The sequence below is a fragment of the Pseudomonas sp. R3-41 genome (assembly GCF_054161485.1).
In genome coordinates this window covers 1043890-1063561 of record NZ_CP096421.1, presented here as the reverse complement: position 1 = coordinate 1063561, position 19672 = coordinate 1043890, and the positions used below count along the sequence as shown (strand labels likewise).

At 61.6% G+C, this 19672-nt stretch carries 17 protein-coding genes; 2 read left to right on the top strand and 15 right to left on the bottom strand.

What is annotated here, in order from left to right:
• Positions 1-2: 2 nt before the first annotated feature.
• Genes M1D99_RS04750 through M1D99_RS04730 form a run of 5 tightly spaced genes read right to left on the bottom strand, consistent with a single transcriptional unit; the run spans position 3 to position 5214 of the window.
• Positions 3-3104 carry a pilus assembly protein gene (locus M1D99_RS04750; protein ID WP_458131444.1) on the bottom strand — a complete coding sequence of 1034 codons (3102 nt, stop codon included), beginning with the start codon at positions 3102-3104 and terminating at the stop codon, positions 3-5.
• A complete protein-coding gene (locus tag M1D99_RS04745; RefSeq protein WP_458132115.1) occupies positions 3091-3570 on the bottom strand; it encodes a pilus assembly PilX family protein in 480 nt (159 codons plus the stop codon). Before M1D99_RS04745 ends, M1D99_RS04750 begins: the two co-directional genes overlap by 14 nt.
• A 5-nt stretch (positions 3571-3575) precedes the next feature.
• Positions 3576-4289 (bottom strand): PilW family protein, encoded by a 714-nt coding sequence (locus M1D99_RS04740; protein ID WP_458131443.1) that lies wholly within the window; start codon positions 4287-4289, stop codon positions 3576-3578.
• The gene (gene pilV / locus M1D99_RS04735; RefSeq protein WP_186709844.1) at positions 4286-4747 is read right to left on the bottom strand and encodes a type IV pilus modification protein PilV; all 462 of its coding nucleotides are present in this window, start codon (positions 4745-4747) and stop codon (positions 4286-4288) included. The genes M1D99_RS04740 and pilV overlap by 4 nt, the downstream gene beginning before the upstream one ends.
• Positions 4744-5214, bottom strand: coding sequence for a GspH/FimT family pseudopilin (locus tag M1D99_RS04730; protein ID WP_186730515.1), 471 nt, complete (start codon positions 5212-5214; stop codon positions 4744-4746). The genes pilV and M1D99_RS04730 overlap by 4 nt, the downstream gene beginning before the upstream one ends.
• A 128-nt stretch (positions 5215-5342) precedes the next feature.
• Here M1D99_RS04730 and M1D99_RS04725 point away from each other — a divergent pair, with 128 nt between their 5' ends.
• Positions 5343-5882: a GspH/FimT family pseudopilin gene (locus tag M1D99_RS04725; RefSeq protein ID WP_458131442.1), complete on the top strand. Its 540-nt coding sequence runs from the start codon at positions 5343-5345 to the stop codon at positions 5880-5882.
• Here the strand turns inward: M1D99_RS04725 and ispH are convergent.
• From ispH to murJ, 6 genes are all read right to left on the bottom strand, one after another.
• A complete protein-coding gene (ispH, locus tag M1D99_RS04720) occupies positions 5836-6783 on the bottom strand; it encodes a 4-hydroxy-3-methylbut-2-enyl diphosphate reductase (protein WP_122564938.1) in 948 nt (315 codons plus the stop codon). The genes M1D99_RS04725 and ispH overlap by 47 nt on opposite strands.
• Positions 6784-6965: 182 nt before the next feature.
• Positions 6966-7403: an FKBP-type peptidyl-prolyl cis-trans isomerase gene (gene fkpB, locus M1D99_RS04715; protein ID WP_458131441.1), complete on the bottom strand. Its 438-nt coding sequence runs from the start codon at positions 7401-7403 to the stop codon at positions 6966-6968.
• Complete coding sequence (gene lspA / locus M1D99_RS04710; protein ID WP_186709836.1) at positions 7396-7908, bottom strand: signal peptidase II; 513 nt, start codon at positions 7906-7908, stop codon at positions 7396-7398. The genes fkpB and lspA overlap by 8 nt, the downstream gene beginning before the upstream one ends.
• Positions 7901-10732 (bottom strand): isoleucine--tRNA ligase, encoded by a 2832-nt coding sequence (ileS, locus tag M1D99_RS04705; RefSeq protein ID WP_458131440.1) that lies wholly within the window; start codon positions 10730-10732, stop codon positions 7901-7903. The genes lspA and ileS overlap by 8 nt, the downstream gene beginning before the upstream one ends.
• 13 nt (positions 10733-10745) lie before the next feature.
• Positions 10746-11684, bottom strand: a complete 939-nt coding sequence (ribF, locus tag M1D99_RS04700) for a bifunctional riboflavin kinase/FAD synthetase (protein WP_186709827.1) — start codon at positions 11682-11684, stop codon at positions 10746-10748.
• A gap of 129 nt (positions 11685-11813) precedes the next feature.
• Positions 11814-13352 carry a murein biosynthesis integral membrane protein MurJ gene (gene murJ / locus M1D99_RS04695; protein WP_434574257.1) on the bottom strand — a complete coding sequence of 513 codons (1539 nt, stop codon included), beginning with the start codon at positions 13350-13352 and terminating at the stop codon, positions 11814-11816.
• Positions 13353-13606: 254 nt separating this feature from the next.
• Here murJ and rpsT point away from each other — a divergent pair, with 254 nt between their 5' ends.
• Positions 13607-13885: a 30S ribosomal protein S20 gene (rpsT, locus tag M1D99_RS04690; RefSeq protein WP_003185593.1), complete on the top strand. Its 279-nt coding sequence runs from the start codon at positions 13607-13609 to the stop codon at positions 13883-13885.
• 331 nt (positions 13886-14216) lie between these two features.
• Here the strand turns inward: rpsT and M1D99_RS04685 are convergent, their stop codons facing one another.
• The 4 genes from M1D99_RS04685 to cgtA form a co-directional block, all read right to left on the bottom strand.
• Positions 14217-16226: a hypothetical protein gene (locus tag M1D99_RS04685; protein WP_458131439.1), complete on the bottom strand. Its 2010-nt coding sequence runs from the start codon at positions 16224-16226 to the stop codon at positions 14217-14219.
• 298 nt (positions 16227-16524) lie between these two features.
• Entirely contained in the window at positions 16525-16980 is a 456-nt protein-coding gene (locus M1D99_RS04680) for a CreA family protein (RefSeq protein ID WP_434574253.1), read from the bottom strand.
• A 9-nt stretch (positions 16981-16989) separates the two neighbouring features.
• Positions 16990-18108, bottom strand: coding sequence for a glutamate 5-kinase (gene proB / locus M1D99_RS04675; protein ID WP_030140287.1), 1119 nt, complete (start codon positions 18106-18108; stop codon positions 16990-16992).
• A 324-nt stretch (positions 18109-18432) separates the two neighbouring features.
• Positions 18433-19656, bottom strand: a complete 1224-nt coding sequence (cgtA, locus tag M1D99_RS04670) for an Obg family GTPase CgtA (protein ID WP_458131438.1) — start codon at positions 19654-19656, stop codon at positions 18433-18435.
• Positions 19657-19672 lie beyond the last annotated feature (16 nt).

The window sequence follows — 19672 nt, the reverse complement described above, 5'->3', positions numbered from 1 at the left end:
CCTCATTGTATTTGCCGCCACATGATACGGCGACTGCCGCCGACGGTTTTGCCCAGCAGGTCGGTGATACCACCACCGGAGTCGTTCACGATCATATTGGTGGCCCCGTTGGCACTGACGACGGCGCTCAATGTCGGGATGCCGCCCGTGAACACCACACCAGCGGAAATGGTATCGAGGCTGGTGAGCGAACCATCGTTGTTGGTATCGAGTACCGCATAGTTGAGCATCTTACCGTTGAACGCATCCAATTCGATCAGTTTGCCGGTGCCGAAGCTGGCGCAAGGGTCAGTGGTGTCCACGGCGGCCGTGGTAAAGACCACACGCCCGAGCACCAGGCTGGCCGGGTTGATGACTCGCTCCCCGGTCAGCACGTTGTTGTACACCAAGGGCAGGTACCAGCCCTTTTGCGCAGGATACGTCACGTCGCTCTGGCTGGTGGTGACGAACTGCCCGGTGCTGCCGGAAAACACCCCGGTGATCGACTGGGCCTGCAGGCTCGACACGGTAATTTGCCCCGCGCCGCCCGTGGCGTCCCAGATCGAATAGAACGCCTGCAAATCCTTGTTGAGCTTGTCGGCTGCTTCGTTGAACTTGCCGGTTCCAAAAAACACCTGGGTGCCGCCCTGGGGATTGTCGGCCAGCAGAGGTTGCACAGTGATCGGCTGGGTCGCGCCGCCGGGGGCGGTGAACAACGGTTGCCCAGCAAACGCCAGGCCCCACGCGGTGGGTGAAGTGCCGCTGAGGTCAAACTTCCACATCCGTCCCTTCAAGTCACCACCGTAGGCGGCCTGCACTATATTCTGCGAGTTGACCCGCAGCTTGACCGACGACAGGCCGTTATCGGTTTCGCTGCTGTTGATGACGATTTTGCGGATCAGCGAACCATCGCGGATATCCACCACGTACAACGCCGCCACACCCGTATTGCTGCCGTAGCCATTGGCGATGAACGCCGCCCAACGACCGTCCGCCAGGCGTGCGACTTCGGGGCGCGCGTAGGCATAGCCCAAGTCATTGAAGGCATTGGCCGTGTTGGCGACGGTTGGCGCACTGATTTGCCACAACGCCCGATACGCATTGCCGGCCGCCGCATCGAACAGTTGGACCGCATAGAACACCTTGCCCCCAGCCCCGGTGCCGCCCACGGCCACGGTCTTCCAGGCGCTCCCCGATTGCACGTCGAATACGCCGATCTGTCCATCCACGAGGAATTTGTGGCTCACGCCGTTGATGTAGTTGACGTCGGCAATGTCCTGCAACGAGGGCAGCACGTTCGAAGGCATGTAGGCGTAACGCCGCGTGCCGTTTGCGCTGTTGATGACACTGAAGAAACCATCGTTGCCATTCACCACCAGGCTGGTGCTCATGTTCGTCGCCTTGGTCGCCAGGTAGGCGCTGTAGCTGGTGTCGTTGAGCAGGTCCGCAGCGGTCTGGTCATTGGGCGATGCCAGCACCAACGGCGAATTGATGATGTCGCCCAATAATGCGCTGCGCACCTTCAGGCCGGTCTTGTTGACGCCCTTGCTCCACTCCACCAGGTCATTGCCGGTAATCCCCGTGGGCAGGTTCTGGCTGAGGCTGGTTTGCTGGGCCGGCGAAAAATTGCCGTAGGCCAGGGTCACCGGCACGTTGGTCGCGCTGTTCCAGGATTGATAGATCGGTGCCGTGGCGCCGGGCACGATGGCGGTGTCGGTGGTCCATTGCACCGCTGCCGTGTTGACCGTGCCCGCCGAGGTGAAGCCGAACGCACGGATGGTCCCGCGCCAGTCCTTGGGGTCATAAGTGGTCTGGTAGTAGCTGGAGGTGCTGGACAACGTGGCGGCGTTGGTGGTGCCACCGCCCCCGGAACCGGCCTTCGACGTGATGTCGCTCAAGGCCGACGACAGCGCCGAATTCAGGCCTTCGCTGTCGCTCGCCGGATAATACTTGCCCGCCCCGTAACGGGCTGCGTCGGACAACATCTGATTGGTGACGGCAAATCCTACGGTATAGGTATTGAGATACTGCCGAGGAAAATCCACGCTGTTCCAGCTCTTGCCGGTGGCGTCGGTGCCGGTGGAGCGCATGTCAATGTCGAAGGCGAACTTGGCGATGTCGTCCAGGTAAAGCGTGTCGCCCTCGGCGTTGCCAAAGGGGTCGGCGCCATCGTTGCTGCTGATGCCATCCCAGTTCGGCAGCCGGGAAAGGCCCAGCGGGTCGTTGGTAGGAAACGTCCGGTCATAGGTGGGCAAGCCGTCGGTGACCACCACGCCGAAATTTTTCTGGCAACGGTACTGGATCGGGCTGGTGTAGGTGGTGGGCGTTCCATTGTAATAAGGCGCCATGCCCCTGAAGTAGCGGGTGACTTCGTAATAGCTCTCGGCCAAGGGGGTATTCGCAACCGCGCCCAGTCCATTGATGGCATTGACCAGGGCGCTGTAGTTGGCGTTGGCCTGGGTTTGGGTCACGCTGCCAGTGACCGGCGACAGGTCGCTGATGGCGCGAGCGATGTACCCGCCGGGGCCGGAGTTGCTGTAATTAGGTGGGTTGAAGGTAGCAAGTCCAATACGCAGGGCGCGGTTATTGGCGACCAAGTCATTGGAGACATCCCGCGCCACGTTGATTCGATAATCCGTGGGGATCGTACCTGTGGTGAAGTCGCGGCTCGAGCCGTTGGCCAGTGTCACCAGATACGCCAAGTATTTGCCGGTGTAACGGGTATCGCCGCCTCCCACAGGATCTGGCAAGCGCAGACAGATCCGGCCGATACTGGGTCGATAGAAACCGTACCAGCCAGACGAGCAGCCGCCACGCAACAGGCTCAGCAACAGGATATTCGAGTCGTCCAGGTCCAGCTCATATCTGTCGTTGCAGTTGTTACTGGCGTTGCATGCGTAAGTGCGTGTTTGCGTCGCTGCCGGATCGAACCCCGCCGCCCAAATGATGTTGTTCATGCTCCCCGAATCATCGATCAGCAGCATCACGTTCGGCGTGACGGCGGCCGCACTCAGCAAGGGCGAATCCGAAGGCGTGAACGCATAGGCCGGGGCCGCCAGGTAAAGGCTCAGCAACGCCCCCCACAACGCCTGCCACCTGCCGCGAAGCACCTTAGTATTTCGCATAGATGCTCTCCACCACGCTGCGCTGGTTATTGCCCACCACCGCTACCGCCGTGATCCGGTACAGCGTTGCCGACGTATTGACTGGCACATTGACCGCCGTGAGCGTCGTGCCGATGTTCTGCACACCATAGAACCCACCGGCGGCGGCAACCCAGAGCACCCCCGACGACGAATTGCGCCCCGCTCCCGTCAACGTCGCCGACTCGGCCGGTGGCGCGCACTGGGTCGCAGTGGTGCACATCGGCAATGAATACGTTTCGACCTGCACCGCGCTTTCCCCGACCCTCAGCGCCGACTCGGCCATCTGGAAGGACTGGTTGCGCTGCATGACGCTGCTGGTCATTTTTTCCTGGAGGGTGGCGCTCTGCATCGACGACAACCCGATCAACGTCAGCAGCAACAGGAAGACCAGGCTGACCAGCAAGGCCATGCCACGTTGGCGATGCATGTGCCCCATCGAAGTCATCTCCTTCATAGCAGCCGGTTGCGCAAGGCGGCAACCACATTGAAGGTCTGCTCGCGCACCGTGTCCCTCGGATCAAAGAGCGTCAGGCTCAGGCGTACGCTGCGGATCAGCGCCGGGTCAGCCGGGTTGCTGGTGTAGCTCGACGCCGCGATGTCCGTCGCGCTGCCAGCCACGCCAAACATCACGTCGAACGCCCGCACGTGGTCCACCAGCACGTACAGGGTCGGATTGCCGGTGCCGCTGCCCAGCATCAATTGGTTGTTATTGAAGCTGTAGATCAGTCGGCGAATCGGAAACGCCATCTGCCCCGTCGCTGGTAGCCGCGCATTGGAATAGGCCGTCGCCGAGGTACGGCAATCGGAGACGACGGTCCAGGTTGGATCGCTACCGCCACTGCCTATGTCAGCGGTGACCAGGGTCAACCTCCGGTTGGCGTTATCCCAACGGATTGGCGTGGTCTGGCTGACAGCGAAACTGTTATCCGTTGAGGCATCGATGATGGTCGCCAAGCAACCGAACATCCCCACCATGCGAATTTCCTGGACCATTTTGCTCAAGGCAAACCGCGCGTCCTCCTGCATCACCGCGGCGGCATTCTGACTGACGTAGGTGTTTTTGGCGGCAATGAAAATCTGCACGACACCCAGGATGACGATCAGGCTGAGCACCAGCGCGATCATCAACTCGATCAGGCCAAAACCGCGACTGTGCCGGTTCATGGCGGCGTCCCCACCGGGTCAACGGCGACGCGGCTGGTCAGGACAAAGCTGCGTCGCGCCTCGGCCGCATCGGTGGTATTGGCGGCCCGGGCGTCATCCCAGGAAATGGTGATGGTGTAGACCCGCTGGTTCAGCGCAACGGTGCCCGTGGCCGTGGCGCCGCCGAAGGCGACGATATTGGTCTGGAAATCATAAAGGTCCTGGTCGCGGGCTACGTTGAGATTCGGCGAGCTGGGCGGCGTGATGGTGTAGTCGGCGGCGGAATTGGCGCGAATGCGGTCCAGCAGGTCGTAGGCAATGAAACTGGCCTGGCTGGTCATGCGCGAGCTGTCGGTGTACTTGAGCGCATTGAGCTGGATCATCGCCGCCCCGAGCAAGCCGACGCCGAGAATCAGCACCGCCACCAGCACCTCGATCAGGGTCATGCCCCCCTGCGTCCTTTTACTGCAACCCTTCATCCGCAACTTCCCAATACGATTCGTCCATTGAGGCAAACACTCAGCGTCCTGCTCTGCGCCCCGCGTACATAATTGAAACTCACCGGCGTGGCCGGTGCCGATAGCCCGCCCAAATTGTTGAAATCAATGTTGGTCACGTCTGAGGTTAGCGTCAGAGTCGCGCCGCTGCTCATTGCTGGAACAACCCGCAATATATTGGGCGACGAGCCAGTACTGTCATACACCGTCAGTTCGCCGCTCCAGGCGCTGCCCTCGGCGGTGGGGCGAATTCGCGTGGTGATACCACGGTCGATCGCCGTCATCCGGGCAAAGTTCAGCGCCCGGCGCAAGTCGTCGATATCGGTGTCGGCCTTGGTGCTCTGCAGCGACCCGGTAAATGACGGCACCGCCATGGTGATCAGGATCAGCAGCACGCCAAGGGCCACCAGCACCTCGATCAGCGTGAAACCTTTTGTACGAAGATCCATCGGTGCCCTCCGTTGCCGTCGGCTATACCTGCTTCTACACGCTAGAACAAACCACCGCCTTTGTGTGCGGTTGTTTCGGTTTGCGGCGCCAGGAGCGCGTCGTTTTCGGACTCCAGGGAGGAGACGTCATGTATCAACAGGGCTTCAGCCTGATCGAACTGCTCATGGGACTGGCAATTGCCGCAATTGTTCTGTCGTGGGCCAGCGCGGGCTACAAAGAGCTGATCGAGTCTATCGAACGCGAGGATACCGTGCAGTTGCTGATCAGCGGGTTACGCAGCGCACGCAGCGAAGCCATCGCGCGCAACCGGACGGTCGTGCTCAGGGCGATAGACAACGATTGGGGCCGAGGCTGGCGCATCACCCTGGATGACAAGGAGAAGACCGTGCTGATGGAGCGCCGCGCAAACGCCCGGGTGGTTGGTAACCAGCCGATGAGACGCAGGGTGAGGTTCGGCAGCCAGGGGGAAGCCCTGCACCCCAGCGGCTCATTCCAGGCAGGCAGGTTGCATGTCTGCGCCAAAAGCGAGGCGATCAGCCATCATCAAGTGATATTGGCGCCCTCCGGCCGCGTCCGCCTGGAAAGCGTCGCAGTCGAAGAGCCCCTGTGCCAGAAAGGTCTTAAAGCAAGGAGCGGACGCGCAACTCTTTCGGCATCGAAAACGTGATGTTCTCCTCGCGACCGGCCAACTCATCGGCACCGGTGGCACCCCAGGCCTGCAATTGCTGGATCACGCCGCGCACCAGGACTTCCGGCGCGGACGCACCGGCGGTGATGCCGATGCGCTCGACGCCCTCGAACCAGCTGCGCTGCATGTCCTCGGCACCGTCGATCAGGTAGGCCGGGGTGGACATGCGCTCGGCCAGCTCGCGCAAGCGGTTGGAGTTGGAGCTGTTCGGGCTGCCGACCACCAGCACCACATCGCATTCGTTGGCCAGTTGCTTGACCGCATCCTGGCGGTTCTGGGTGGCGTAGCAGATGTCATCCTTGCGCGGGCCGCCGATGGCCGGGAAGCGCGCACGCAGGGCGTCGATCACGCGGCTGGTGTCGTCCATGGACAGGGTCGTCTGGGTCACGAAGGCCAGGCTCTCGGGGTTGCGTACCTGCAAGGCCGCCACGTCTTCCTCGTCTTCGACCAGGTAGATCGCACCGCCGTTGCTGGCATCGTATTGGCCCATGGTGCCTTCGACTTCCGGGTGGCCTTCATGGCCGATCAGGATGCATTCGCGACCGTCACGGCTGTAGCGGGCCACTTCGATGTGCACCTTGGTCACCAATGGGCACGTCGCGTCGAACACCTTCAGGCCACGGCCGGCGGCTTCGCTGCGCACGGCCTGGGAAACCCCGTGGGCGCTGAAGATCACGATGACGTCGTCCGGCACCTGATCCAGTTCCTCGACGAAAATCGCCCCGCGGCTGCGCAGGTCTTCGACGACGAATTTATTGTGGACCACTTCGTGGCGCACGTAGATCGGCGGTCCGAAGACTTCCAGGGCGCGGTTGACGATTTCGATCGCCCGGTCCACACCGGCGCAGAAGCCACGGGGGTTGGCGAGTTTGATTTGCATGCTGTGCCTCGTGTCTTGCGCGCAAGAATTGCCTGTTGATCGAACCAAGGGCTCGGAAAACAATGAAGATCCATGTGGGAGCGGGCTTGCTCGCGAAGAGGGCCTTACATTCAACATTAATGTTGGCTGACACTCCGCCTTCGCGAGCAAGCCCGCTCCCACACTAAACCGCATCCAGTCAGTTACAACGCCTTCACTTCGAGGATTTCCACCTCGAAGTTCAAGGTCTTGCCCGCCAGCGGATGGTTGAAGTCCACGGTCACCTGGGCGTCATCAAAAGCCTTCACCACACCCGGCAATTCGGTATTGGCCGCGTCGTTGAAGATCACCAGCAGGCCCTCGGACAGCTCCATGTCCTGGAACTGGGAGCGTGGCATGGTCTGCATGTTTTGCGGGTTGGGCTGACCAAAGGCGTTTTCTGGTGGCACGACCACGGTGCGCTTGTCGCCGGCCTTGAAACCGAAGATCGCCGCTTCGAAGCCCGGCAGCAGGTTACCGTCACCGACCTTGAACACCGCCGGCGCCTTGTCGAAGGTGCTGTCGACGGTGTCGCCGTTTTCCAGGTGCAGGGCGAAGTGAAGCTTCACTTCGGTGTTTTGAGCGATACGCTGCTCAGTCATGGACGGCTTCTCCGGTTTTCTTGCTCTTGAACATATCCAGGGCGAGCATCACCGCGCCCACGCTGATGGCACTGTCGGCAAAGTTGAACGCCGGGAAATACCAGCGGTTCTGCCAATGCACCAGGATGAAATCGATGACGTGGCCCAGGGCGATGCGATCATAGAGATTGCCCAAGGCCCCACCGAGCACCAAGGCCAGCGCCACCGCCAGCCAAGTCTCATTGCGCCCCAGGCGCTTGAGCCAGACCACCAGCACGGCGCTGACCACAATGGCGATCAGGGCGAACAGCCAGCGCTGCCAGCCGGAGCTGTCGGCCAGGAAACTGAACGCCGCCCCGGTGTTGTAGGCCAGGGTCCAGCTGAAATAATCGGGAATGATCACGATCTGCTGGTACATCGTCAGCGAGTTCTCGAAGTGGTACTTGCTGGCCTGGTCGATGACCAGGACCAGCACGCTCAACCAGAGCCAGCCCAACCGCCCGAAGCGGCCCGCTGCGTTAGGCATAATGACGAACCTCGCCAGCACCACTGATGTTGTCCACGCAACGACCGCAGATTTCCGGATGCTCCGGGTTCACGCCGACGTCTTCGCGGCAGTGCCAGCAACGGGCGCACTTGGTGTGGTTCGACTTGACGATCTTCAGCTTCAGGCCGCTGACTTCAGTGGTCACCGCATCGGCCGGCGCCTGCACCAACGGCGCGACACTGGCGGTGGAGGTGATCAGCACGAAGCGCAGTTCGTTGCCCAGCTTCGCCAGGTCGGCGCCCAGGGCATCTTCGGCGTAGAGGGTCACTTCGGCCTGGAGGTTGCCGCCGACAGCCTTGGCTGCCCGCTGGATCTCCATTTCCTTGTTGACCGCAGCCTTGACTGCCATCACGCGATCCCAATACGCACGGTCCAGCTCGAAGCCTTGCGGCAGTTCGGTCAGGCCTTCGTACCAGGTGTTGAGCATCACCGACTCGTTGCGCTCGCCTGGCAGGTACTGCCACAGCTCGTCGGCGGTGAACGCCAGGATCGGCGCGATCCAGCGCACCAGGGCCTCGCTGATGTGGAACAGCGCGGTCTGGCACGAACGACGGGCCTTGCTGTTGGCGCCGGTGGTGTACTGGCGGTCCTTGATGATGTCGAGGTAGAAACCACCCAGCTCCTGCACGCAGAAGTTGTGGATCTTGGAATAGACGTTCCAGAAGCGGTATTCGCCGTAGTGCTCCTGCAATTCGCGTTGCAGCAACAGGGTACGGTCCACGGCCCACCGGTCCAGCGCGAGCATTTCTTCGGCCGGCAGCAGGTCGGTGGCCGGGTTGAAGCCGGTCAGGTTCGAAAGCAGGAAGCGCGCGGTGTTACGGATCCGCCGGTAGGCGTCCGCGCTGCGCTGCAGGATCTGCTCGGAAACGGCCATCTCGCCGGAATAGTCGGTGGACGCCACCCACAGGCGCATGATGTCGGCGCCCAGGGTGTCGTTGACCTTTTGCGGCGCGATCACGTTGCCCAGGGACTTGGACATCTTGCGGCCAGACTCATCGACGGTGAAGCCGTGGGTCAGCAGTTCGCGGTACGGCGCGTGATTGTCGATGGCGCAACCGGTCAGCAAGGACGAGTGGAACCAGCCACGGTGTTGGTCCGAGCCTTCCAGGTACAGGTCGGCGCGTGGGCCGGTCTCGTGGCCCATCGGGTGCGAACCGCGCAGCACGTGCCAGTGGGTGGTGCCGGAGTCGAACCAGACGTCCAGGGTGTCGCTGATCTTGTCGTACAGCGGTGCTTCGTCGCCCAGCAGCTCGGCGGCATCCATCTTGAACCAGGCCTCGATGCCTTCGGCTTCGACACGCTTGGCCACCGCTTCCATCAGTTCGACGGTGCGCGGGTGCAACTCGCCGCTTTCCTTGTTCAGGAAGAACGGGATCGGCACGCCCCAGTTACGCTGGCGGGAGATGCACCAGTCCGGACGGTTGGCGATCATCGAGTGCAGGCGTGCCTGGCCCCAGGCCGGAACGAACTGGGTCTCTTCGATAGCCTTGAGCGAACGCTGACGCAAGGTGTCGCCGCTGGTGGGCTGCTTGTCCATGCCGATGAACCACTGCGCGGTGGCGCGGTAGATCAGCGGGGTCTTGTGGCGCCAGCAGTGCATGTAGCTGTGTTCGATGACGGTGGTGTGCAGCAGCGCACCCACTTCGGTCAGCTTGTCGACGATGGCCGGGTTGGCTTTCCAGATGAACTGGCCGCCAAAGAACTCCAGCGATGGCGCGTACACGCCATTGCTCTGCACCGGGTTGAGGATGTCATCGTTGACCATGCCGTATTTCTTGCAGGTCACGAAGTCGTCGACGCCATAGGCCGGCGCGGAGTGAACCACGCCAGTGCCCGCGCCCAACTCCACGTAGTCGGCCAGGTACACTGGCGACAGGCGGTCATAGAACGGATGGCGGAAATTGATCAGCTCCAGCGCCGAACCCGGGGCGGTGGCGATCACCGAACCTTCGAGGTTGTAGCGGGCCAGGCAGGCTTCGACCAGTTCTTCGGCCAGCACCAGCAGCTTGTCGCCGACGTCGACCAAGGCGTAGTTGAATTCCGGGTGGACGTTCAGCGCCTGGTTGGCCGGGATGGTCCACGGGGTGGTGGTCCAGATCACGATCGATGCGGGCTTGGCCAGCTTGCCCAGGCCGAACGCGGCGGCGAGCTTGTCTTCATTGGCGATCGGGAACGCGACGTCGATGGTCGAGGACTTCTTGTTTTCGTACTCGACTTCCGCCTCGGCCAGGGCCGAACCGCAATCGAAGCACCAGTTCACCGGCTTGAGGCCCTTGAACACGAAGCCGCCCTCGACGATTTTCGCCAGGGCACGGATTTCACCGGCTTCGTTCTTGAAGTCCATGGTCTTGTACGGGTTGGCGAAGTCGCCCAGCACGCCGAGGCGGATGAATTCGGATTTCTGCCCTTCGATCTGCTCGGTGGCGTAGGCACGGCACAGCTCGCGGGTCTTGTCCGCGCCCAGGTTCTTGCCGTGGGTCACTTCGACCTTGTGCTCGATCGGCAGGCCATGGCAGTCCCAGCCCGGGACATACGGCGCATCAAAACCCGACAGGGTCTTGGAGCGGATGATCATGTCCTTGAGAATCTTGTTCAGCGCGTGACCGATGTGGATGGTGCCGTTGGCGTACGGAGGGCCGTCGTGCAGGACGAACTTCGGACGATCCTTGCCAATTTCGCGCAACTTTCCGTACAGGCCAATGCTGTCCCAACGCTGCAGAATCTGTGGTTCGCGCTGAGGCAGGCCGGCCTTCATTGGGAAGGCGGTGTCCGGAAGGTTTAGCGTGGCTTTATAGTCGGTCATTTAAGGCTCTTCATTAGCGATTGGCGCTGGTTGCGACAAGGGCACGGGCGGCGGCGATATCTGCATGGATCGCCGTCTTGAGCGCCTCCAGGGAGGCAAAACGCTGCTCTTCACGCAGCTTATGGTGGAAAACCACCGTCAAACGCCGGTCATACAGATCGCCGGCAAAATCCAGAACATGTACTTCAAGGTGGGCCTTGCCATCGCCCTGGACCGTGGGTCGCACGCCGATGTTGGCGACGCCGGGCCAGGTCTTGCCGTCGATCTCGACACTCACCAGGAACACCCCGGTCAGCGGCACACGACGGCGCTTGAGCTGCACGTTGGCCGTCGGCGTGCCCAGTTGGCGCGCCAGTTTCTGCCCGTGCAGGATCCGCCCGGCAATCCGGTACGGCCGGCCGAGCAAGCGCTCGGCCAATTCGAAGTCAGCCGCCGCCAAGGCATTGCGGACCTGGGTGCTGCTGACGCGCAAGCCATCCATCTCGACGGTCTGCGCCGCTTCGACGGTGAACCCCTGGGCGATACCGGCCTGTTGCAGGTAATCGAAATCCCCGGACCGGTCGCAACCGAAACGGAAATCATCGCCGACTTCCAGATGTTTCACATCGAGACCGTCCACCAGGATGGTCTCGACGAATTCGGCGGCGCTGAGTTTGCTCAGGCGCTGGTTGAAGGCCAGGCACAGGACCCGGTCGACGCCTTCGGCGGCCAGCAGTTGCAGCTTGTCCCGCAACCGGGCCAAACGGGCCGGGGCGGTGTCCGGGGCGAAAAACTCCCGTGGCTGCGGCTCGAAGATCACCACGCAGCTGGGCACGCCCAATTCCAGCGCACGCTCGCGCAGCCGCGCCAGGATAGCCTGGTGGCCACGGTGAACACCGTCAAAGTTGCCAATAGTGGCGACACAGCCCCGATGCTGGGGGCGCAGGTTGTGGAGGCCTCGAACCAGCTGCATAACGCGCTTCTTGCTCATAAAGTGGCCGATTATAACCACACCCGGCGGCCGACGACAGGCAACACCGCACCCCAAAGTGATCGAACCGACAAAACCACTGCCCGGCCCGGGATTATCGAGGGCCCGCCCTCAGCTCAAGGCCTTGCGGTTGAAGTCGCGCAGACGGAACCCCATCAGCAGCAACATGCCGAAATACGCCACCACGCCGGCCACCACCAGGGCACCCAGGCGCAGGAAACGCTCGAGCATCTGCCCTTCGCCCCAGGCCGGCATGAAATGCATGGCCCCCAGCAATACCGCCGACATCACCGCCACGGCCACCAGCAGCTTGAGGCCGAACTTGGCCCAGCCTGGTTGTGGTTGATACATCTTCTGCTTGCGCAACTGATAGAACAGCAGCCCGGCGTTGAGGCAGGCACCGGCGCTGATCGCCAGGGCCAGGCCCGCGTGGGCCAATGGGCCGATGAGCAGCAGGTTGAACAGTTGCGTCATCACCAGGGTGAAAATGGCGATCTTCACCGGCGTGCGGATGTTCTGCTGGGCGTAGAACCCTGGGGCCAGCACCTTGATCACGATGATCCCGAGCAAGCCCACCGAGTAAGCGATCAGTGCCCGCTGAGTCATCAAGGCATCAAAGGCATTGAACTGACCGTACTGGAACAACGAGACGGTCAACGGTTCGGCGAGGATCCCCAGCGCCAGCGCACACGGCAGCACCAGCACGAAACACAGGCGCAGGCCCCAATCGAGGATCCGCGAATATTCGTGGCGGTCCTGGCTGGCGTAGGTCTTGGCCAGGGTTGGCAGCAGGATCGTGCCCAAGGCCACGCCCAGCACACCGGATGGTAATTCCATCAAGCGATCGGCGTAGTACATCCACGACACCGAGCCGGCCACCAGGAACGAGGCAAAGATGGTGTTGATGATCAAGGAAATCTGGCTCACCGACACCCCGAGGATCGCCGGCAGCATCTGCTTCATCACCCGCCACACGCCGCTGTCGCGCAGGTTCAGCCGCGGCAGCACCAGCATGCCGATCTTTTTCAGGTGTGGCAGTTGATACAACAGTTGCGCCAGGCCGCCGACCAGTACCGCCCAGCCCAGGGCCATTACCGGCGGATCGAAGTAAGGCGTCAGGAATACCGCGAACACGATCATGCTGACGTTGAGCAGGGTCGGCACAAAGGCCGGCACGGAAAAGCGGTTCCAGGTATTGAGGATCGCCCCGGCCAGGGACGACAGGGAAATCAGCAATATATAAGGAAAGGTCACCCGCAGCAGGTCAGCGGTGAGCTGGAATTTTTCCGGGGTATCGGTAAAGCCCGGCGCCGTGGCCCAGATCACCCAGGGCGCGGCGAGCATGCCGGCGGCCGTGACCAGCGCCAGCACCAAGGTCAGCAGGCCGGTGACGTAGGCAATGAATGTGCGAGTCGCCTCGTCGCCTTTCTGGCTTTTATATTCCGCCAGGATCGGCACGAAAGCCTGGGAGAACGCGCCTTCGGCGAAGATCCGCCGCAACAGGTTGGGCAGTTTGAAGGCGATGAAGAAGGCGTCGGTGGCCATCCCGGCGCCGAATATCCGTGCGATCAACGTATCGCGAACGAACCCCAGGACGCGGGAAAGCATCGTGATAGAGCTGACGGCGGCCAACGATTTGAGCAGATTCATGAAAAGAGTTTTTGCCTGTCGATAAACAGCAGGCGAACAACGCGCCCACTTGTGCGATACTCCGCGCCGCTAAACAGTGCAGAGCCAAAGCCCGCGAGTTTACAGGTCGCACGCCGGAAAGAAATCCTTCGGTGCGCAGCACCTGCCATTCAGCGGAACGCGTCACCCGCCCTTGACAAGACTTCAACTCATCGGCATGATTCGCGGCCTATTTTGTTTGCTATTTCCCAAAAAGTCTTTCGAGGAGCTCGACGGTGGCCAACACACCTTCCGCCAAAAAACGTGCAAAACAGGCTGAGAAGCGTCGCAGCCACAACGCCAGCCTGCGTTCCATGGTCCGTACCTACATCAAGAACGTAGTCAAGGCCATCGACGCAAAAGACGCTGAAAAAGCTCAAGCTGCTTACGTTCTGGCTGTGCCAGTTATCGACCGCATGGCCGATAAAGGCATCATCCACAAGAACAAGGCTGCTCGCCATAAGAGCCGCCTGAATGGCCACGTAAAGGCCCTGAACGTTGCCGCTGCTGCCTAAGCGACGCGCTCATTAAAAAACCGACCTCAGGGTCGGTTTTTTATTGCCTGCGATTTGCCCCCCCCCCCAACCAGAGCAGCCCCTCCCCTGTGGGAGCGAGCCTGCTCGCGATGGCGGCGGATCAGCCAATGGAGAGGGTGACGGTATCGCCGTCTTCGCGAGCAGGCTCGCTCCCACACTGGATCTGCAGCGAGCATACATTTTCCACTCACCACAACCTCCCTGTGGGAGCGGGCTTGCTCGCGAAAGCGATGGGTCAGCTAGCAGGGATATTGACTGTGCAGCCGCCTTCGCGAGCAAGCTCCCACATTGATCAGGGAAATCAGAATCCCTACTCGCCGAAATTGAACACCACCGGCTTCGGCGGAGGGCAACCTCCTGATGGCGGGAAGTTCTGTGCGCCCGCCTCGTCGTAGCCGGTGTAGCAGCCCACGATCTTGTCATCCTTGAAGGTCATGCGGCGCTCGACCACACCCGTCGGGTAGTAGTAGACCGTCTCGCCTTCGCGCCTGGCGTACGAATAGTCCTTGTATTCGCGCCCGTAGACCGTTATCAGCCGGAACCCCTGCCGAGCCTCGGAGGACTTCAACTGACCGCTGGGGTAGTATTCCTTGTGAGTCACACGATCATCAGGCCCCAGCAACACCTCCCGCACATTGCGCCCATCCTGGGTATAGCGGGCACTCTGCTCGTTACCAAACAGGTAGTCACTTTCGGAATCGAAGCGGCCGTTATTGAACGCCCCGCGCTGCTTGCCGCACAACTTGATGCGGGTGTACTTCCCATCCGGCACATGGCAATAGTTGCGGTCCGCGATCAACACCCCATTCGCGTCGAATGACTGCACATTGCCAATGGGCTCATCCTTTTCGTACGTTGCCACCGTATCGGGCTGACCATTGGGGTGATAAAGACGAAATGCGCCCTCTCGCGAACCGTAACGCCAGGAGATATCCGACAGCAGCACGGCACCGTCGTCCGTGTAGGTCAGCGCTCGCCCTTCGATCTGGCCATTGGCGTAGTGGGCCGAATAGGTGAGCTTGCCATTCGCCGCATAGGTCTCTTTCAACCCATCCAACACACCCGCTCGGTAGTGCTCGACCCGCCGCAACACCCCGGCGGCATCCACTTCTCGCAACTCGCCATGCATCTTGTCGGCGACAAAATCCACGGTCTGGACGCCACCGCCCTCCACCTTCAAAGTCCAACGCCCCTCTCGGACGCCTTGCACGTAACGCTCCTCGCCCCACGGCATTTTCCAATCCCCGTGCTGCACCCCCGCCACGAAATCGCCGCACTGGATCACCTCGCCCTGACGCACACGCTCGGAAGGCCCGTCAAAATCACCGTGCTTGTAAGTATCGAAGCCCGACATCAGCACCTCATCGTCGTACCCCTCGATCGTCCAGCGTCCCTCGTAGAAGTCATCGACGATCATGCCCTTGGAAACCGTCCCCCTATCACTGATAACCCACGGCCCCTGGCGCACCCCATCCACGTAGGCGCCGGTAGACTCGTCGCCCGCCGGGCCAAACTCCTTCCACTGACCCGATTTCTTGCCCTGGGCATACGAACCCAGCGCCCAGAGCTGCCTATCCCCCACGATCGCTCCCACCCCATCCTCAGAGCCTCGGTACAGCTCCGGACGGGTTTCCCAAGCCATCCGGCTGACGCTATACGCAGCCCCCACATCCTCATCCCGAGGCGACACGCGCTCATACGTCAGCGTGAGCCAGCGCCCTTCGCGCTGCTGGAAGGTCTTTTTGTAGGTATCGCGATGAGGATCCTCCGCCGGCTGTCCCGCCGAGGCCGGGACACCATCGACACCGAAGTAGCCCACCAGCGTACCGTCAGCGGGATTGAGCGTGTCGAATTCAACGATACCGGTCACGGGCACCACGGCGCCGTAAGCGTAAGGCGGCAACGCGCCCAGGGCTTTTTGGACAATGGCGGCATTGAGGACCTTGCGATTGGCAGCGATACGATCCAGCACCGGCTGAAGCGTCTCGAGCCGGCGATACGTCCCGGCAGACGGCACGAACCGATAACCATGAAGGGCGTACTGCCCCTTCGCCCGGGACAGCACGACCAACGTCTGGAGATCACTGTCGAGGCTGGCATAGAACACCGACTCGACACTGGCATCGCCATACCGGTCGAGCACTTGCGGCGCGCCATCCGGCGAATCGCACAGGCATGAGTAGCCCACGACACCTTCCGTTTCGCGGATAAACGCCAGCGTCGCCCCACTCTCCTGGGAGCTTTTTATCAGCGGATGGGCCAGGGGCTTGGCGTTATAAAACGGCTCGGCCAGGGCCCCGACGGAAACAGAACAACTCAATACAAACAGCAGCAAAAACGAACGCATACGAATCCCTTCGCGCCAAAAGCACCACAACATCCATGGACATTGAAAAAAACGAGCCGACTGGCTTAATGCCCGTCAGTTAAGCGAAATAAAGCCGGGCAATCATCCTGTGGCGAGGGAGCTTGCTCCCGCTGGGCTGCGCAGCAGCCCCAAAACAAGGCCGCTTCGCGACCCAGCGGGAGCAAGCTCCCTCGCCACGGTCTGTGCGTTTCCTCGTGACATTCACTCAACTGATCGGCATTGGCCGACTGGCTCGCTCATCAGCCGATACTTAACGCCAAGGCAAGATCGGAATGGCGGTCACCGCATTTTGCGGACTGCCCTCGATCACCCGGTCGCTGTAGACCAGGTACACCAGCGTATTGCGCCTCTTATCGAGGAACCGCACCACTTGCATGGTCTTGAACACCAGCGAAGTGCGTTCGCGAAACACCTCTTCGCCGTCCTTGAGCTCACCCTTGAAGCTGATCGGCCCGACCTGGCGACAGGCGATGGACGCCTCGGCGCGATCTTCGGCCAGGCCCAGGCCGCCTTTTACACCCCCAGTCTTGGCTCGCGACAGGTAGCAGGTCACGCCATCCACCTTAGGATCGTCGAACGCCTCGACCACAATCCGGTCATTCGGCCCGACGAACTTGAACACGGTGGACACCTGACCAATTTCTTCGGCCGAAGCCAGCAGCGGCACTGCCAGCAGCAAGCCGATCAATCCTTTTGCCAAACCCATGATTTTTCCTTAGACGAGGATCAGGTTGTCACGGTGAACCAGTTCGGGCTCCGCCATGTAACCCAACAGACCGACAATCGCATCAGACGACTGACCGATGATTTTCTGCGCTTCCAGCGCGCTGTAGTTAGCCAGGCCGCGAGCGATCTCACGACCGTCCGGCGCCACGCAAACGACCATTTCGCCCCGGCGGAAACTGCCCTGGACCAGCTTCACGCCCACCGGCAGCAGGCTCTTGTTGCCCTGGGACAGGGCCGATACGGCACCGGCGTCCAGCACCAGCGTGCCACGGGTTTGCAGGTGCCCAGCCAGCCACTGCTTGCGCGCCGCCAGCATGCCGCGCTCCGGGGAGAGCAAGGTGCCAATGCGTTCGCCCGACTTCAGACGATCCAGCACCCGCTCCAAGCGCCCGCCGACAATGATGGTGTGAGCGCCGGAGCGCGCCGCCAGACGCGCCGCACGCAACTTGGTCTGCATGCCGCCACGACCCAGCGCACCGCCAGTGCCGCCCGCCACCGCATCCAGCGCCGGGTCGTCGGCACGGGCTTCGTAGATCAGCTTGGCATCGGGGTTGTTGCGCGGGTCGGCATCGAACATGCCGTCGCGATCCGTGAGGATCACCAGCAGGTCCGCCTCCACCAGGTTCGCCACCAGCGCGGCCAGGGTGTCGTTATCGCCGAAACGGATCTCGTCGGTGACCACCGTGTCGTTTTCGTTGATCACCGGGATGACTTTAAGCTCCACCAGCGCCCGCAAGGTACTGCGGGCATTGAGGTAGCGCTTGCGGTCGGACAGGTCGTCATGGGTCAGCAGGATCTGCGCCGTATGGCGGCCATGCTCGGCAAAGCTCGACTCCCAGGCCTGCACCAGGCCCATCTGGCCGATGGCGGCGGCAGCCTGCAGCTCATGCATCGCGCTGGGTCGCGACGTCCAGCCCAGGCGGCTCATACCGGCAGCCACCGCCCCGGAAGAGACCAATACCAGCTCGACGCCAGCCTCATGCAAGGCCACCATCTGCTCGACCCACACCGCCATCGCCTGGCGATCCAGGCCTTTGCCATCCGCTGTCAGCAGTGCACTGCCGATCTTCACGACCCAGCGCTGCGCACCCGTCACCTTGCTCCGCATCATCTTCAACCTTTGCCAGCGAACGGCGCGACCCAGCGCCGCCCATGGGATTATTCGTATTTGCGTTTTACAGATACCAAAACGCCGCTCGAATGAGCGGCGCCTTGGAAACCGGCTGGCAGCGATGATAACACCGCACTGGACCAGTTAAACCTGCCCCCGAGAATCCTTAAGGGAGTAAGCCTGTGGGAGCAAAGCTTGCTCGCGATGCGGCATCACATCCAGCACCTTTGCTGGCTGCAAAACCGCTATCGCGAGCAAGCTTTGCTCCTACAGATTCGCTCACACAGGTCTTGGCTTCAACTGAGCGGTATCAGCACACGATCAGTCGCGAACGTAGATGATTTCCGGGCCATCTTCGTCATCCACATCCTCTTCGTCCCAATCGTCGTCACCGATGGCATGGACCGACTTGACGCCACTGCGGCGCAAGGCACGCTGGTCGTCCAGCGCTTGCAACTGGGCACGGGCCTCGTCTTCGATACGCTGATCCAGCTCGGCCAGCTCTTCCTTGTAGGCCGGGTCGTTGGCCAGGCGGTCGGCACGATCTTCCAGGTAGCGCATGATGTCGTGGCACAGGCGCTCGGTGTTTTCCTTGGCGATGGCCGAGATCACGTAGACCGGACCTTCCCACTCCAGGCGATCGACGATTTCCTTGACCCGCTCCTCATGCTCTTCTTCAAGGATCTGGTCACACTTGTTCAGCACCAGCCAACGGTCACGCTCGGCCAGGGCCGGGCTGAACTTGGTCAGCTCGTTGACGATGACTTCGGCAGCATCGGCAGCACTGGTTTCATCCAGCGGCGCCATGTCGACGAGGTGCAGCAACAAACGGGTACGGGACAAGTGCTTGAGGAAACGAATCCCCAGGCCGGCGCCCTCGGAAGCACCTTCGATCAATCCCGGAATGTCGGCGATCACGAAGCTCTTCCAGCGGTCGACACTGACCACGCCCAGGTTCGGCACCAGGGTGGTGAACGGGTAGTCGGCCACTTTCGGCTTGGCGGCGGAGACCGAGCGAATGAAGGTACTTTTACCGGCGTTCGGCAGGCCCAGCAGGCCCACATCGGCCAGCACTTTCATTTCCAGCTTAAGGTCACGCTGCTCGCCCGGCTTGCCTGGCGTGGTCTGGCGCGGCGCGCGGTTGGTACTGGATTTGAAACGGGTGTTGCCCAGGCCGTGCCAACCGCCATGGGCGACCAGCAGACGCTGGCCCGCCTTGGTCAGGTCGCCGATCACTTCCTGGGTGGCCGAATCGATCACCGTGGTGCCAACCGGCACGCGCAGGATCAGGTCTTCGCCCTTCTTGCCGGTGCAGTCGGTGCTGCCGCCGTTGGAGCCACGCTCGGCATCGAAGTGCCGGGTGTAACGGTAATCCACCAGGGTGTTGAGGTTTTCGTCGGCGAGCATGTAGATCGAGCCACCGTCGCCCCCGTCGCCGCCGTTCGGACCACCGTTTTCAATGAACTTTTCCCGACGGAAACTCATGCAACCATTGCCGCCGTCGCCGGCCTTCACTCGAATCGATACTTCATCAACAAACTTCATGACACACGCCTCTCGC